The 15,879-nt window shown below is 61.6% G+C and carries 12 protein-coding genes and 1 tRNA gene; 7 read left to right on the forward strand and 6 right to left on the reverse strand.

Going from position 1 to position 15,879, the window contains the following annotated elements; genetic code table 11:
• Positions 1-2: 2 nt before the first annotated feature.
• The 3 genes from N0B28_RS09955 to N0B28_RS09965 form a co-directional block, all read right to left on the reverse strand.
• Positions 3-1,172 (reverse strand): PilZ domain-containing protein, encoded by a 1,170-nt coding sequence (locus N0B28_RS09955; protein WP_229590236.1) that lies wholly within the window; start codon positions 1,170-1,172, stop codon positions 3-5.
• Between the two features lie 15 nt (positions 1,173-1,187).
• Positions 1,188-2,720 carry a glycosyltransferase gene (locus N0B28_RS09960; RefSeq protein WP_173925053.1) on the reverse strand — a complete coding sequence of 511 codons (1,533 nt, stop codon included), beginning with the start codon at positions 2,718-2,720 and terminating at the stop codon, positions 1,188-1,190.
• Positions 2,721-2,874: 154 nt separating this feature from the next.
• A complete protein-coding gene (locus N0B28_RS09965) occupies positions 2,875-4,182 on the reverse strand; it encodes a UDP-glucose/GDP-mannose dehydrogenase family protein (protein ID WP_043860264.1) in 1,308 nt (435 codons plus the stop codon).
• A gap of 724 nt (positions 4,183-4,906) precedes the next feature.
• Between N0B28_RS09965 and uvrY the strand changes: the two genes are divergently transcribed.
• From uvrY to N0B28_RS09985, 4 genes are all read left to right on the forward strand, one after another.
• Positions 4,907-5,548: a UvrY/SirA/GacA family response regulator transcription factor gene (gene uvrY / locus N0B28_RS09970; protein WP_043860265.1), complete on the forward strand. Its 642-nt coding sequence runs from the start codon at positions 4,907-4,909 to the stop codon at positions 5,546-5,548.
• A gap of 1 nt (position 5,549) precedes the next feature.
• Positions 5,550-7,373 (forward strand): excinuclease ABC subunit UvrC, encoded by a 1,824-nt coding sequence (gene uvrC / locus N0B28_RS09975; RefSeq protein WP_043860266.1) that lies wholly within the window; start codon positions 5,550-5,552, stop codon positions 7,371-7,373.
• A 32-nt stretch (positions 7,374-7,405) separates the two neighbouring features.
• Positions 7,406-7,966 carry a CDP-diacylglycerol--glycerol-3-phosphate 3-phosphatidyltransferase gene (gene pgsA / locus N0B28_RS09980; protein ID WP_043860267.1) on the forward strand — a complete coding sequence of 187 codons (561 nt, stop codon included), beginning with the start codon at positions 7,406-7,408 and terminating at the stop codon, positions 7,964-7,966.
• A 65-nt stretch (positions 7,967-8,031) separates the two neighbouring features.
• Positions 8,032-8,107, forward strand: a tRNA-Gly gene (locus tag N0B28_RS09985).
• Between the two features lie 115 nt (positions 8,108-8,222).
• On the opposite strand, the gene N0B28_RS09990 is transcribed toward N0B28_RS09985, so the two are convergent.
• Together N0B28_RS09990 and N0B28_RS09995 are read right to left on the reverse strand one after the other, a co-directional pair.
• Positions 8,223-11,438: a hybrid sensor histidine kinase/response regulator gene (locus tag N0B28_RS09990; RefSeq protein WP_275731617.1), complete on the reverse strand. Its 3,216-nt coding sequence runs from the start codon at positions 11,436-11,438 to the stop codon at positions 8,223-8,225.
• 99 nt (positions 11,439-11,537) lie between these two features.
• Complete coding sequence (locus N0B28_RS09995) at positions 11,538-11,663, reverse strand: hypothetical protein (RefSeq protein WP_275731618.1); 126 nt, start codon at positions 11,661-11,663, stop codon at positions 11,538-11,540.
• Positions 11,664-11,891: 228 nt separating this feature from the next.
• Between N0B28_RS09995 and N0B28_RS10000 the strand changes: the two genes are divergently transcribed.
• Both N0B28_RS10000 and N0B28_RS10005 read left to right on the forward strand, forming a co-directional pair.
• Entirely contained in the window at positions 11,892-12,866 is a 975-nt protein-coding gene (locus N0B28_RS10000; RefSeq protein WP_078481051.1) for a tripartite tricarboxylate transporter substrate binding protein, read from the forward strand.
• A gap of 228 nt (positions 12,867-13,094) precedes the next feature.
• Positions 13,095-13,235, forward strand: coding sequence for a hypothetical protein (locus tag N0B28_RS10005; RefSeq protein ID WP_275731621.1), 141 nt, complete (start codon positions 13,095-13,097; stop codon positions 13,233-13,235).
• Between the two features lie 348 nt (positions 13,236-13,583).
• Here N0B28_RS10005 and N0B28_RS10010 read toward each other — a convergent pair whose 3' ends face one another.
• Positions 13,584-13,889 carry a DUF3077 domain-containing protein gene (locus N0B28_RS10010; protein WP_058540395.1) on the reverse strand — a complete coding sequence of 102 codons (306 nt, stop codon included), beginning with the start codon at positions 13,887-13,889 and terminating at the stop codon, positions 13,584-13,586.
• Positions 13,890-14,072: 183 nt separating this feature from the next.
• On the opposite strand from N0B28_RS10010, the gene N0B28_RS10015 reads away from it, so the two are divergent.
• Complete coding sequence (locus N0B28_RS10015) at positions 14,073-15,386, forward strand: hypothetical protein (protein ID WP_275731624.1); 1,314 nt, start codon at positions 14,073-14,075, stop codon at positions 15,384-15,386.
• Positions 15,387-15,879: the final 493 nt, after the last annotated feature.

Genomic DNA, 15,879 nt, shown 5'->3' on the forward strand with positions numbered 1-15,879 from the left:
CTTCAGTGCGACAGCGACGGCAAGGCCGGCAGGCCCAGGTACAGGTCCACCGCCACCGGTTTCTGGTAGGCCGCCAGTGGCAGCGGACGGTCCGGCCGGATGGTCAGGGCGAGGTTCTTGTTCAGTGCGTCGACCCGCGAGTCCACCACGGTGCCGCCGAAGCGTTCGTCCAGGCCGAATACCTGCAGGTCCACGGATCTGACCCGGCTGATGTCGCTCAGCTTGTCGAACGGCACGTTGGCGCTGACGTACAGCGGCTGGTCCTTGGGCAGCAGGTGCAGCAGCGGCGCCTGCTTGTAGCCGTAGCCGTTCATGGGCGTGCTGGGGAAGTACACCTGGCAGTCGCACGGGCTGTTGATCACGGTCTCGATGGTGGCGCGCCCCAGCAGGGTCTGCAGGTCGCCGGGCGCGAGGTCGGCCAGCGCCTTCATGTCGGCCGGGCTGGTGAAGCTGGTGGCCAGCTGGGTGGAGATGTTGGCCAGCGGCTCGCCGGCCTTGACCTCGCTCTGCCCAGGCTGCAGCAGGAACTTCACGTAGCCGTTGTCGGGCATGCTGATGATCTGCGCATCGGCACTGACCTGGGCCTGCACGGCCGGAATGCGGAAGAACAGCAGGTAGCTCTTGTAGGCCACGAAGCTCAGCGCGGCGATGCCGGCGGCGGTGAACAGCAGGGTGCCGCCGATGGCGCGCAGGCGATCGCCTGCATTGCGTGCGCTGGCGTACTTGTGCTTGCGCTCCTTGATGTAGTTCTCGCGCTGCATCACGTTGAACAGGCCGTTGACGTCGGCAATTTCGCCCGACAGGTAGGCGCTGATGATGTAGCGCAGGATGTCGCGCTTCTGGGCGTCGAGGTCGACGAACTGTGCGCCGACTTCGGCGCCGCGCTGCGAGACGATCTTGATCTGGCTGTCGATGTTCAGGTCGACCTGGTTCAGGCGCAGCTGGATCGAGGCGTTGTACAGGCTGCCGATCTTCAGCGGGGCGCTGTGCACCAGGCCCAGGCCGCCCAGGGAGATGTCCTGCAGGGTGCTGTCGATGGGCGCCTGGCCGGGGGCGCTGAGCCTGACCCGGGCATTGAGCTTGGTGCGCACGTACTGGCGTTCGTCGATGGCCTCGTGGACCACGTTGGCTGCAGTGGTGCCGGGGGCTGCTGGGATGTTCGAGCTACTCATGGCAGGCGCCTTTCCTTAACGTTGCGTGAGTTCGAGAAGTACCGAGATGGCACCGAAGAAAATCGCGATGGATGAAAACAGCATCGCCTTCGATGACCAGCGGTTCAGGGCCGTGTCGAAATCGACAGTGCCGTTGCTTAGCGTGGTTTTTTGCCGGGTCCAGCTCTGCTGGTCCATGTGGAACAGTGCGTACACCTTCATCAGCGAGCCCACGATCTGGTTGTAATAGAGAACGAACGGGTACACCGGGCTGACCGGGTGACCGGCGAACAGGAACAGCACCGTCACCAGGCTGCGCGAGAGCAGTACCCAGAACAGGTACACCAGCAGGTACTCGATGCCGAACACCACGCCGGCCACTACCGAGGCGGTCAGGCCCATCAGGCAGGTCCACATCGACACGCGCTGGTCGAGCAGCACGTACAGGGTGAACAGGCCCAGGCGGGCGCGGCCCAGCAGGTGGGTGGCGCGAAAGTTCTGGCGCAGCGAGTTGCCGTACCAGCGGAACATCAGCTGGCGGGTGGCGCGCCAGAAGCTGTTGTCTGGTGGATGCTCCACGGTCAGGGTGTTGCTGTCGGGCACGTAGAAGGTGTCCCAGCCGGCGCGCATCAGGCTCAGCCACGAGGACTTGTCGTCGCCGGTGAGAAACTGGAAGCGGCCCAGGCGCCAGTGTTCGAGAAAGTCGGCTTCCACGTCGCGGATGAATTCGGGGTCGGTCATCACGCTGGCGCGAAAGAACGACAGCCGGCCGGTCAGGGTCAGCACCCGGTGCGACAGGGCCATCGAGCACATGTTGATGTGCCGCTGCACGAAGCGCATCGAGTGCCACTGGCGCATCAGCGGGCTGCCTTCGACCTCGCAGAACTCGTTGGTGGTCAGGCCACCGACATTGGGCAGGTAGGCGAACAGCTTGACCGCGCGCTCGACGCAGCCGGGCAGCATCATGGTGTCGCCGTCGACCACGCCGACCACCGCGTCCTGCAGCGGCATCTGCCGCGACAGGGCACGGAAGGCATGGGCCAGGCCGTCACGCTTGCCGGTGCCACGGGCGCGCACGATCACCAGCTTGATGTCGTCGCGATCGACCACCTCGTTGCGCATGATGGTCTTGATGAACTGCTCGTCGCCTTTTTCCACGATCGAGGCGATCACCGTGCACGGCACGTTCAGCCGCTGCACTTCCTGGAATACCGACTGGTACACCTTGAAGGTGGTGTGGGTGGGGATGCGAAAGCTGGTCACCACCATGAACATGTGCGAGGGCAGGGCATCGTCGCCCATGCGCTCGACCGCCTTGCGGATGCGCGGGAACTTCCAGTGCAGGAAGTACATGCCGCGGATGTAGTGGACGATGGCATTGCCGTAGCGCCACATGCCCAGGGTACCGATGATGAAGATGAACGTGTGGTGGCTGGGGTCCAGGTACTGCGGCGCGATCATCTGCGACGCCAGCGCGACCAGGCCGAACAGGCAGGCCCAGGCACAGAAGCTGGCGCCTGCCTGCAGGTAGCCGGGTCGGCCCTCGGGCCGCTGTTGCTGTGGTTTCATGGTGCCGTTTCTCCTTGGTACGGGCAGCGCGCACCCGGCCGTTCACGCACATGAGGTTCGCCGGCGCTCCGAAGGAGGCGGCACTCAGGCAGGTAAACAGTCGGGTGACGCGTGGAGTCGAACGCCTTGGGCTCTCTTGACGGAGCCTGTGGCCTTACCAGCAGATCCCTTCCTGGGTGGCGTTGCTGGCGTTGGGCATGAAACCGACCAGGTCGACGATCTGCTTGTCGCCATTGCCTTCCAGGGCCTGGGCGAAACGCGGGTCGTTGTTGCCCAGCACGATGATCTCGGCGCCGTCGATCACCTGGTCGAGGTCGTTGCACAGCAGCGACGACACGTGCGGGATCTTCGACTCGATGTAGTCGCGGTTGGCGCCGAACACCCGGGCATACTCGACGTTGGCGTCGAAGATGCGCAGCTCGTAGCCCTTGCCGATCAGCATTTCGGCCAGCTCCACCAGCGGGCTTTCGCGCAGGTCGTCGCTGCCGGCCTTGAAGCTCAGCCCCAGCAGGCCGATACGGCGCTTGTTGAAACCGCTGACCAGGTCGAAGGCGTTCTGCACCTGGCTGCGGTTGCTGGACATGATCGAGGCCAGCAGCGGGTGCTCGACGTCCAGCTGGCCGGCGCGGTAGGTGAGGGCGCGCACGTCCTTGGGCAGGCACGAGCCGCCGAAGGCGAAGCCGGGGCGCAGGTAGTAGCGCGACAGATTGAGCTTGTGGTCCTGGCACACCACGTCCATCACCTCGCGTCCGTCCACCCCGGAGGCCTTGGCGATGTTGCCGATCTCGTTGGCGAAGCTCACCTTGGTGGCGTGCCACACGTTGCAGGTGTACTTGATCATCTCGGCCACTTCGATCGACTTGCGGATCACCGGGGCGTCCAGGCCCTCGTACAGCGATTGCAGGATGTCGCCCGACTGGGTGTCGAGTTCGCCGATCACGGTCATGGCCGGGAAGTCGTAGTCCTTGATGGCCGTGCTTTCACGCAGGAACTCGGGGTTGACCGCCACGCCGAAATCGACGCCGGCCTTCTTGCCCGAGGCTTGCTCGAGCAGCGGGATGACCACGTTGTTGACCGTGCCTGGCAGCACGGTGCTGCGCACCACCACGGTGTGACGGCCAGCCTTGTCGCGCAGGGCTTCGCCGATCTGGCGGCATACGGCCTCCATGTACACCAGGTCGAGGTCGCCGTTCTTCTTGCTGGGCGTGCCCACGCACAGCAGCGACAGTTCGGTGTCGAGCACGGCGCGTTGTACGTCGGTGGTGCCGTACAGGCGCCCTTGCTGCACGGCCTGTTGCAACAGCTGCTCGAGCCCCGGCTCGACGATGGGCGACTTGCCCTGGTTGATCATGTCGATCTTGGCCGGGGAGATATCCACCCCCACCACATTGTGGCCACGTGCCGAGAGGCACCCGGCGCACACGGCACCTACATATCCGAGCCCGAAAATACTGATGTTCATAGAGATCCCTTTAGCACTGTTCGCCTGAGCGAACCCTTGTGTAGTTGATAAATGTTCAGGCGGCAGGCGCAAACTGAAACGCGGCGAACGTTGATGTTCGTCGGCGGCTTATCTCTCTTTTTTTCATCCTATAGCGTTTAATTTTGGAACGGCAACACTTCATATCAAATTAACTAGAAAAAAATATAGTTTGTTTTGTGAAAGTTAAAAAACCGTTAAAAAACAATGACTTATAGTTTGTGTAAAGTTCGACGTCAAAAAATTGATATGTGTATTGTGTGCGTTTTAATGGCGCCAAAAAAATGCTTCCACGGGGGTTTTACATAACTTTTAATAGTGGCAAATCGCCTTCATTTAATTAGGTAAACCGTTTCAGCTTAATGTTTTGAAAGTTGCAATCGGGCGACGGGTTAGTTGTGTTGATGAGTGCATCGCGAGCGTGAACAGCCTGTTTTATTGGCGTTGCTTTTTTTGCATTCGCCACCGCTTGTGCTCCGCGTGGCGAGCCGGGCATAGTTTCAGTTTCATGCGTGGCCTGTGCCTGTACAGGCAGGTCTGCTCATCCAGGCAGAAGCCCAGCTGCAGTGACGATGAGCCGCGTAGGAAGCCACGTAGGAAGGCTGGGAAATTGACGTCAGCCGGATGGCGTTTACAGTTAGCTCACCCGGTCGATTTTTTGCTAAGGTGGCCGGATACAATTCACACCGTAACGCGAGGTGTCTGCTTGATCAGGGTCCTGGTGGTCGATGACCACGATTTGGTGCGTACGGGCATTACCCGCATGCTGGCCGACATCGACGGCCTGCAGGTGGTAGGGGAAGCCGATTCCGGCGAGGCAGCACTGAAACTCACCCGCGAACTCAAGCCCGACGTGGTCCTGATGGACGTCAAGATGCCCGGCATCGGTGGCCTGGAGGCGACCCGCAAGCTGCTGCGCAGCCACCCCGACATCAAGGTGGTGGCCGTGACCGTGTGCGAGGAAGACCCGTTTCCCACCCGCCTGCTGCAGGCCGGTGCGGCCGGCTACCTGACCAAGGGCGCCGGGCTGGGTGAAATGGTCCAGGCCATTCGCCTGGTGTTTGCCGGGCAGCGCTACATCAGCCCGCAGATAGCCCAGCAGCTGGCACTCAAGTCGTTCGAACCGCAGAATGCCTCGCCGTTCGACAGCCTGTCGGAGCGGGAGATCCAGATCGCCCTGATGATCGTCGGTTGCCAGAAGGTGCAGATCATTTCCGACAAGCTGTGCTTGTCGCCGAAGACGGTGAATACGTACCGTTACCGGATCTTCGAGAAACTTTCCGTTACCAGCGACGTGGAACTGACGTTGCTGGCCGTGCGCCACGGTATGGTTGACGCCAACCTCTGATATGACCCCAGCGTTTGATTCAAGTGCCTTTCTGGCGACCTGCAGCGGACGTCCGGGTGTCTACCGGATGTTCGATGAAGGCGCGCGCCTGCTGTATGTCGGCAAGGCCAAAAACCTCAAGAAGCGCCTGGCGAGCTATTTTCGCAAGGCGGGCCTGGCGCCCAAGACAGCCGCGCTGGTGGCGCGCATCGCCCAGGTCGAAACCACCATTACCGCCAACGAGACCGAGGCGCTGCTGCTCGAGCAGACCCTGATCAAGGAATGGCGCCCGCCGTACAACATCCTGTTGCGCGACGACAAGTCCTACCCCTATGTGTTCCTCAGTGATGGCGACTACCCGCGCCTGGGCATCCATCGCGGGGCCAAGAAGGCCAAGGGCAGGTATTTCGGCCCTTACCCCAGTGCCGGTGCCATTCGCGAAAGCCTGAGCCTGCTGCAGAAGACCTTCTTCGTGCGCCAGTGCGAAGACAGCTATTACGCCAACCGCACCCGGCCGTGCCTGCAGTACCAGATCAAGCGCTGCAAGGCGCCGTGCGTCGGCCTGGTCGAACCACAGGAGTACGCCGCCGACGTGCGCCACTCGGTGATGTTCCTGGAGGGGCGCAGCCACCAGTTGACCAACGAGCTCAACGAAGAGATGGAGCGCGCCGCGATGGCCCTGGAGTTCGAGCGTGCCGCCGAGCTGCGCGACCAGATCGCCTTGCTGCGTCGCGTGCAGGATCAGCAGAGCATGGAGGGCGGCAGCGGCGACGTGGATGTGGTGGCCGCCTTCGTCAACCCGGGCGGGGCGTGCGTGCACCTTATCAGCGTGCGCGGCGGGCGGGTGCTGGGCAGCAAGAACTTCTTTCCGCAGGTGGGCATCGAGGAAGACGTGGCCGAGGTGCTGTCGGCGTTCCTGGCCCAGTACTACGTGGGCAACGCCGAGCGCGAACTGCCTGCCGAGCTGATCGTCAACGTGGTGCACGAAGACTTCGAAGCCCTGTGCGCCGCCGTCGAGGCCCTGCGGGGTCGCGAGCTGACCATCAGCCATCGGGTGCGCGGCACCCGCGCGCGCTGGCAGCAACTGGCCGTGACCAACGCCGAGCAGGCGCTGATGGCGCGTCTTGCCAACCGCCAGCACATGGCCGCGCGCTTCGATGCGCTGGCCCAGGTGCTGGACCTGGATGAAACCCCGCAGCGCCTGGAGTGCTACGACATCAGTCACTCCAGCGGCGAGGCCACCGTGGCCTCCTGCGTGGTGTTCGGCCCCGAGGGCCCGATCAAGTCCGACTACCGGCGCTACAACATCGAGGGCGTGACCGCCGGCGATGACTACGCGGCCATGCACCAGGCCCTGACCCGGCGCTTCTCGCGGATCAAGGACGGCGAGGGCAAACTGCCGGACGTGCTGCTGGTGGATGGCGGCAAGGGCCAGCTGAACATGGCCCGCGACGTGCTGCAGGAACTGGCCGTGCCCGACCTGATTCTGCTGGGCGTGGCCAAGGGCACCACGCGCAAGGCCGGTTTCGAAACCTTGTACCTCAACGATGTGGCCCACGAGTTCACCCTCAAGGGCGACTCGCCGGCGCTGCACCTGATCCAGCAGATCCGCGACGAAGCGCACCGTTTCGCCATCACCGGTCACCGCGCGCGGCGCGGCAAGACGCGGCGCACCTCGACCCTGGAAGGCGTCGCCGGGGTAGGGCCCAAGCGCCGGCGTGACCTGCTAAAACACTTTGGCGGGCTGCAGGAACTGAGCCGTGCCAGCGTCGAAGAAATCGCCAAAGCACCCGGAATCAGTAAAAAGCTTGCCGAGTCGATTTATGACAGCCTGCATAGCGAGTAGAATGCCCGCTCACCTCGCAGCCAGTTGTGCCGATGAATATCCCGAATCTGCTTACCGTACTACGCGTTCTGCTCATACCGATCTTCATACTGCTGTTCTATGTGCCGTATCACTGGAGCTACATAGCCGCCAGCAGCGTGTTTGCCGTTGCCGCCGCCACCGACTGGCTGGACGGTTACCTGGCTCGTCGGTGGCAGCAGAGCACTCCGTTTGGCGCCTTCCTCGACCCGGTCGCGGACAAGCTGATGGTGGCCGTGGCCCTGGTGCTGCTGGTGCAGGTGCATGCCAACCTGTGGCTCACGCTGCCGGCGGCGGTCATCATCGGTCGCGAGATCGTGGTGTCGGCGCTGCGTGAATGGATGGCCGAGATGGGCGCACGTGCCCATGTGGCGGTGTCCAACCTGGGCAAGTGGAAGACCGCGGCGCAGATGCTGGCGCTGGTGATCCTGCTGGGCAATCCGCCGGTGTGGGGGTTCTGGGTAGGCCTGGGTTATGCGCTGCTGCTGGTGGCGGCGGGGCTGACCCTGTGGTCGATGGTGCACTACCTGCGTGCAGCCTGGCCGCACCTGCGTGAAGGCTCTGAAATAAAATAAACTTTTTTGAATCAAGGGGTTGACGGCGTTTTTAAAATCGCTAGAATGGCCCCCATCAACACGACGCGGGAATAGCTCAGTTGGTAGAGCACGACCTTGCCAAGGTCGGGGTCGCGAGTTCGAGTCTCGTTTCCCGCTCCAGTATTTGGAGCTACAGATCGAAAGGTCTGTAATTCGTCAGAAAGAAGGGCCACTGAAAAGTGGCCCTTTTTTCGTTGCGCAACAATCCTCTTCGAATACGCAAGACAGGACGGCTTCAACCGTCCAGGGCCTGCTGTGTGTTCAGCACGGTCTCCAGGCGCGTTTGCACCTGGCGTACTTTCCGGGCCAGCTGCGGCGTGATGTGCGACCCCGCAAGCTGGCATTCCAGTTCGGCGCACAAGGTGGCCAGGGTGAACGCCTGAACCGAGCACAGGGCGCCGCCCAGGCTGTGCAGTACCTGCGCCAGGACGCCGGCATCGGCGTTGTCCAGTGCGACGTGGATCTTGTGCAGGTCGTCGCGCATCGAGGTGATGAACAGTTTTCGCATCGCAGGCGGAACGTGGACGGTGTCGACGTCGCTCGATGGTGTGGTGGCGGCGTCGTCGACCTCGGTGAAGGGCTGCGGCAGAACCAGCTCGCAGTGCTGCAACAGCTGAGTACGCAAGGTGTGCAGGTTCAGGGGCTTGACCATCCAGGCGTTCATGCCCACGGCCGCGCAGCGCTCGCCTTCATCGCGCATGGCGTTGGCTGTGATGCCGATCACGGGCAGGTCGGCATCCTGCTGGCGCAATGCCTGGGTCAGCTCATAGCCATTGATAACCGGCATGTTGACGTCGGTGAGCACCAGGTCGTAAGCCCCGGGCGCCCAGAGTGCCAGTGCCTGCTCACCGTTGAACGCCACCGTGACCACGCAGCCCAGGGCTTCGAGTTGCTCCTTGATGATCGCCTGATTGATGGGGTTGTCTTCGGCTACCAGAATCCGCAGGTCCAGTGGCTGGCGGGTGCCCGCTGGCCAGGCGCTGTGCTGCGTGTCGTGACCGCCGTGCGCCAGGCCCACCGCCCTGGCGATCGCGCGAACGTCGTAGGCATCGACCTCCCAGCCATCAGCGCCGTAGTCGGGTGGGTTGGGCCCGCCCGGTACGGCGTTGATCCGGGGGCCAGCCCACGCTTGACCGGACGCGAGCATGTCCACCAACAGTGTCGCGTCGTTGCCCGAACCCATGTCGCTGGCCAGCGGACGGGCGTCGACCCCCAGCCGAACGAGCCAGGCGCAAAGGTGCCGGGCCAGTTCCGGGACGGGTGCGCGCACGTACACAGGGGCGGTGGATGGCTCGAGTTCAGGACAGTCGGTGAGTGCGCCGGGCGCGCGGGGCAGCTTCAGCTGCAGGGTGAAACTGCTGCCCAGCCCGATTGCACTGACCACGTCGAGCTGGCCGTCCATCAGTTCGCAGAGCCGGCGGCAGATGGACAGGCCCAGGCCTGCGCCGGCCTCGCTGCTGGCGTCGCGCACCTGATAGAACGGGTCGAACAGATGCACCTGCTGGGCCTGGGAAATACCCAGTCCCGAATCGCTGACCTGCCACTGCAACTGGCTGTATTCGCTGTCCTGTTCCACGACCCGAGCCCGCAGCACCACCCGGCCGCTGTCGGTGAACTTGATGGCATTGCTCAGCAGGTTGTTGAGGATCTGGCGAATGCGCAACGGATCGCCGCGCAGCCGGTCGGGCAGGTCGGCATCGATGCAGGCATACAGTTGCAAGCCTTTGGCCTGGGCGTATGCACTGTAGGTGCCGAGTGTGGCCTCGATCATCTCCAGAGGGCAGAAGTCCAGATCGTCGATGCTCATCTGTCCGGATTCGATCTTCGACACATCCAGCACGTCGCTGATCAGCTGGAACAGGGTGGCCGATGATCGCTGGATGGTCTGCAGGTAGTGCTGCTGGCGCGGGTCGAGCGCGGTCAGCCCCATCAGCTCCAGGGTGCCCAGTACGCCGTACAGCGGTGTGCGGATCTCATGGCTCATGGTGGCCAGGAAACGTGTCTTGGCTTCATTGGCGGAATCGGCGGCCAAGCGCGCCTGTTCAAGGCTGGCGGCATCTTCGACAAGCCGGGTAACGTCATGAAAGGCACACAGCCAGGCGTTTTCGCCGTGGTAGCGGGTAGGCACAAGGCTCACGTGCCAATGGCGGCCTTCAACCTGCAGATCGGTTGAGCCCCGCTCGGGCAGGTCGTGCTGTCGACGCAGGGCGCCGATCAGCGTGGCGCTGCCGTGGGACTGCTGGGCGTGCTGGTTTTCCAGCAGCACCGCGTAGTCGCTGCAACGCAGCACGCACAGACCGGCTGGCGCCGTGTCGATGACGGCTCGACTGAAAGCCTCGCTCTCGGCGATGTCTTCAAGTGCACGGTGGGCAGGCAACACCACATGCTTGCGATACCAGTGATTGAACGCCCAGCCGCCGCCCAATCCGGCCAGCATCAGTGCAACCAGCCCCAGCAGCGGCCAGAAGGCATAGTCCACAAAGCTTTTGAAACCGATCACATAGATGCCGGTCCAGGGCTGCTCGCCCGGGCTTGTCACACGGAACACCAGCCCGTCAGCGTTCAGGTTCAGGCCTTCATGCAGCACCCGATCGGGCTTGAACTCGCCCACCAATGCCTCGCGGGTGGGGGCGATCAGGCTGAAGTGATCGTAGATCGACCATTGCATGATGCGTTCGATGTTGTTGACCTGATCCAGCGTGAACATGGACGCCACCACCACCGAGGGGCTGGCCCCTGAAATGTGCAGCCGGGTTGCCGACAGGTCGATGTCGACATACCCCAGCACAGTGGCAGGGGCATCGGGGCCTGCGTCATAGGGCACCCACTGCACCTGGTGGTCCTGCGGCGCGTGGTCGTGCAGGCTCTTGCCCACCTGGCGCACCACACGATCGAAGTCCTCTTGTCGGGGCCGACCCGTGCCGCGCAGGCGCCCCATGGCCGGTACGCTGATATCGAAGTTGTCCGGCAGGTTGAACAGCAGCACCTGGGGCGATTGATAGTGCGAAGCCGACCAGAATGCACTGTAGTAGTTGGCCAGGTTCGCCCCCAGGGTAGAGACGCTGGCGTGTTGCGAGGCTGCGATCCTGGCCGGGTTGATCTTCACGCTGAACGGCAGGGAGAAGGCGTATTCGAGTTCTTCATAGACCGCACCGGTAGCATCGGACGAAGACCGTTGCACCACCACCGGCACACTGGAGGCGCCCAGCAGTTGGCCTTCGGCGCTTTTGCGCGACACGGCGCTGAGAAAGGCTTCCTGCTCGCGGATGTTTTCCATCAGGCGGGCGAAGTGAAACTTCACCGTGTCTTCCTGCTTCTGCAGCACGCGATTCACGCCCCAGTAGCACAAGCCAGTCAACAGCAGTGCCAGGCCCAGGAGCACGGCAAGCCCCATGTTCAGGCGCAGTGAACTGCTGGCCAGCCTGTCCAGGCGGGTGTAGCGGTGATTCATCGTGCAATCCCGTGAGTGAGGCGCGTCCAGACCCAGTCTATACAAGCGCTGGAGTGCTTGCCGTCGAACTGATGGGCTGATCGGGCACCCATTCACGCACTACGCCCCGTTGCCAGCCTCTTCCTTCAGCCACGCAATGAACTGCCGGGCCATGTCGCTGATCTGCTTGTGCGGCTTGGTCAGCAGGTAATACGCCAGCTGATGCGGCATCAGCTGCGCGAGCACATTGGAGTCGCTGACCACGTGCCCGCTGAGCGTCGGCCGCCAGGCGGGCGCTGCGTAACTGCCGTGGTGCCGGTTTTGCAGTCATGGCGCGGGCAGCGTACGCTGCCTTGCTGCAAGGTTGGAGAAAGCTACACAGCCTAAGATTTGGTACGTGCAGTTGTGCAGTGGCGACAACCCGCCCGGTGCGCAACTGCCAAGTCATACCAAAAACAATAACAGGCGACCGCCATGACGTTTTTCCTGCGCAGTATCTGTTCGATTGCTTGCTCCCTGTTCGCCACTTCGTTGCTGGCGGCGCCGCCGTCTTCGCCTGAATGCATCGTGCCCGGTTCATCGGGTGGCGGTGGGGACCTGATGTGCCAGTTGATCAAGACAGCCCTGGCCCAGAACAAGGTGTTCGACCAGCCCATGCAGATCACCTACATGCCCGGTGGGGTCGGGGCGGTGACCTACAACACCATCATCGCGCAACGGCCGGCAGAGCCGGGCACCCTGATCGCGTGGTCCAGCGGGTCGCTGCTCAACCTTGCTCAGGGCAAGTTCGGGCGCTTCGACGAGGGCGCGGTACGCTGGGTCGCCGCCCTGGGCAAAAGCTATGGCGCCATCGCGGTAAGAAGCGACTCCCCGTACAAGAACCTCGACGACCTGGTCAAGGCGCTGAAGCAGCAGCCGCGCAAGGTGCTGTTCGGCTCCGGCGGCACTGCCGGCGGGCAGGACTGGGTGCAGGCCGCATTGCTCGCCAAGGCCGCGGGTATCGATATTGGCGAATTGCGCTACATCGCCCTGGAAAGCGGCGGCGAAAGCGCCACGGCGTTGCTGGGCGGTTACATCGAAGTCAGCAGTACCGATGCGTTCGAGGTCATCACGCACCTGCAGCGCGGCGAGATGCGCCTGCTGGCCGTACTCTCGGAAGAACGCCTGGGCGGTGAGCTCAAGGACGTGCCCACCGCCAGGGAACAGGGCTACGACATCGTCTGCCCGGTGGTCAGGGGTTTCTATCTGGGGCCCGGGGTCAGCGACGAGGACTATGCCTGGTGGAAGCACACCTTCGACCAGCTACTGGCCTCGGAACAGTTCGCCCAGCTTCGCAGCGGCTTCAGGCTGCTGCCGTTCGCCCTGACCGGTGATCAATTGCGCACCTACGTCAAGCAGCAGGTGGCCGGGTACAAGACCCTGATCGACGACCTTCGCAGGGGCCAGTGAGGCGGGTGCCCGAAACAGCTGCCATCTGTCGAGATACGTGCCTTGGCACGGAATTTTCATGCCTTTTTCGAACGCTGTTTTTTGTGGTGTAACCAGCACGTTCCTTCCCGCCCAGAAAAACAATCAGGGGGTTGCATGAGCTGTCTGATCTGCGCCGGCCACGCCGAGGCCATCGACTGCCCAGCCGGGTGGGAAGGGCGGCGTTGCGTTCAGTGTGGATGTTACCGTATGTCTCAAACGCTCATCTTGGCGATGATGGACGAGGGGCAGATTTTCGATGCCTGCAAGATGCGCCAGTGGCTCGCCACGCGCCGTTGTGTGGTGCCGATACCGACGATTGATGTGCATGAGGCGATTCTGGTGGTGTAGTTGTGGTGGCTGACAACTCGAATCTCACAGGCGTTGGCACGTGGCAGCCCATGTAGGAGCCGGCTTCGCCGGCGAAGCGCCGCGCTCGCGGCGCTCGATCTTGTGACCGGCACAACAGCATTGACTGGCACCTGATAACCTCACCGCGATCCTTTGGTGGCCTTTCTGAAGACATCCTCAGTCACCTGTCTTGTAATTGCATCTGGGTTTGGGGGGCATGCCTTGAATCTGATGGCGCTCTCTAGGCCGCGCGCTGCCCGCGCGTCGCTTCGCCGGCAAAGCCGGCTCCTACTTGGCGCATAGGCACCCCTATCAGTGGGCCGCGTCTGCGGCCCGGGTGTCTCGTCGTTACGCGTCTACCGCTTGCGCCTCCATGCCGTCCAGCACCGTGTCGATCAACACGGTGCTCATCTCCAGCGACTGCTGCGCTGCCACCAGCAGGTGCTTGAACTGCGCGTCGGCGCGTTCGCAAGCTTGTGCGGTGGTGTCCTTGGCGCATTGGATCTGTAGCGACAGATGGACCAACGCATCTTCGAGCTCGATGCCTTCGCAGACGGAAAACAGGGGAGGGTGGTTTCCGTTGCAACAGCCGAAGGCGGTGTAGGCGGTTTTGCGGGGATTAACAAGCGGGGGATCGGGGACGATTTTTGTCATTGTGCAGCTCCCTTTTGCAGTGGAACCGCCAGCCATCACTTGCAGTTGATAGGGTGGCGGCTACGTGCGGGTCTGCAAGACCGGGGCAAAAGGAACCCGGCAGACCCGAAGGTCTCCCACACGTAGCCACCATAAATCGAAACCACGGGCACAAAAAAGCGCCAATGACTTTCAGGTGGCGCTGTGCGCCTTTTGCTTGGCGGGCTTGCAGACCCGGCCGCTGAATTGGCAGCGGCGAGACGAAGGGTAGCGAGGATTGGGGGGATATTCAAGGGCGGGGTGGTTGAGGCTGTCTATGCGTATATCGATCGATACCTGGTTTTTGGTGAAGGCTGCTTTCGGCCAGAAGCAGCCAGTGAAAAGCGTATAGGAAATCAGGGGCGATTCAAGAATCCTCGAGCAAGGCCGAAACAAAGCATCAATACACACTTCCCTGGCAAGGCACGATCACTAAATGCCGGCCTGGCAACCATGTGTTTGGCCAACAAGGAGAGTTACCCAATGCTAGATCTCATTTACATCGTAGAAGATCATTTTTCCTCCGACACCTCCCAGCCAAATGATAGCGGCTACACTCCAAACTTCACACTTCCTGGCCAAAATACAACATCGCTTATTGGAAAAACTGCATACTCCGGCTTAGCGGCTGTAGCATCGTCATTCCTTATTCCTATCCTGCCTATTTCTATGATTATTGGCGCAGCGGCCACCGCTGCCGGTGTTGCAGGCGCGGGTGAATCAATAGACGCCAAAGATCGTAGCGCCACAACTGATGAATCTGCCCCAGCTAAAGCCATAGCCGAAGAAACACGTTTGCTCACTGCTTACGTACAACGCCATTCGCTTTCCCGTACCCAAGCCAAAGAGGCTGATTATCGTTTCCAGCCAGGGCACCCAGTCGTTGGCAAGGCTTACCGCAAACACCCACTGTCCGACTACTCGAACCCGGATAACAAGAACCTCTACATTCCCAGTGATAGCTATGACGCAATCCTGCTGGAGGAGCGCGAATCGGAACTGGTCAAGCTATTGGTTCAACTCGGAGCGACCAAAATCAGCATCACCAAGAAAGTATCCGATAAAACGCGCGGCTCCATCAGCGCAGAAGCATCTGTGCAAGTTGGCCCTATGGGTGGAGGCGCAGTCAGTTACGCAGGTAAAACTGAATGCGATACTGATTCACTCGATACACGTGAGTTCTCGTTAACCGGCAAGCCTTGGAAAGCAGATAGCAAAGTCGATCGTGAGAGCTTCTTTTGGCTGCCGTATGAGCCTTCGTGGAAGGCGGTCGTGTTTGCACGCGAAGTGGGCGGCTGTCTGACCGCGTCCCTAGAAATTAAAGAAAACACGTCATTCTCCACAGACAAAAATTTGGAACTGTCAGTCAGGGCAAAGCTAGTAGAGGTTGGTGCGCAGGCCGGTATATCGAATCTGGAAACCGAAGAAAAAACCTACTTTGTGAAAGCAGAGTTCGCACCGGTAAACCACAGCGCTTGAACAAAACCAAGCGATTTAGCATTGCGAGTAAACAGGAGTGAGTGCCCTTTACAGAGGCACTCCTTTTTTATTTGGCGATTATCACCGATTAAGGAGTCGCGCCCGACTGCGTATCGAAATACTGACTGCTGATGGCAACTCACGAATGACTGCTTTTGGCCGACCTCGGCCTGTCGCCATCTCCTTGGCGCATTGGATCTGTAGCGACAGATGGACCAACGCATCTTCGAGTTCGATGCCTTCGCAGACGGAAAACAGGGGAGGGTGGTTTCCGTTGCTACAGCCGAAGGCGGTGTAGGTGGTTTGCGGGGATTAACACGCGGGGTTCGGGGACGATTCTTGTCATTGTGCAGCTCCCTTGATTGGCGGAGCCGACACCTATCGCTATCAAACGAAGGGTGGCGGCTGTACGCAGGTTGGTAGACCGGGAATCAAGGAACCCGGCGCGCACGAATGCGCCCCACGCACAGCTGCCATGACACGAAACAGCAGA

This window comes from Pseudomonas sp. SD17-1 (assembly GCF_029201585.1).
Taxonomy (GTDB): domain Bacteria; phylum Pseudomonadota; class Gammaproteobacteria; order Pseudomonadales; family Pseudomonadaceae; genus Aquipseudomonas; species Aquipseudomonas palmensis.

Coding starts and splice junctions, on each gene's coding strand:
- N0B28_RS09965 (WP_043860264.1), bottom strand. CDS start 4,182: ATGAACATCAGTATTTTCGGGCTCGGATATGTAGGTGCCGTGTGCGCC.
- uvrC (WP_043860266.1), top strand. CDS start 5,550: ATGACCCCAGCGTTTGATTCAAGTGCCTTTCTGGCGACCTGCAGCGGA.
- N0B28_RS09955 (WP_229590236.1), bottom strand. CDS start 1,172: ATGAGTAGCTCGAACATCCCAGCAGCCCCCGGCACCACTGCAGCCAAC.
- N0B28_RS09960 (WP_173925053.1), bottom strand. CDS start 2,720: ATGAAACCACAGCAACAGCGGCCCGAGGGCCGACCCGGCTACCTGCAG.
- N0B28_RS10000 (WP_078481051.1), top strand. CDS start 11,892: ATGACGTTTTTCCTGCGCAGTATCTGTTCGATTGCTTGCTCCCTGTTC.
- N0B28_RS10005 (WP_275731621.1), top strand. CDS start 13,095: ATGTCTCAAACGCTCATCTTGGCGATGATGGACGAGGGGCAGATTTTC.
- N0B28_RS09990 (WP_275731617.1), bottom strand. CDS start 11,438: ATGAATCACCGCTACACCCGCCTGGACAGGCTGGCCAGCAGTTCACTG.
- N0B28_RS10010 (WP_058540395.1), bottom strand. CDS start 13,889: ATGACAAAAATCGTCCCCGATCCCCCGCTTGTTAATCCCCGCAAAACC.
- pgsA (WP_043860267.1), top strand. CDS start 7,406: ATGAATATCCCGAATCTGCTTACCGTACTACGCGTTCTGCTCATACCG.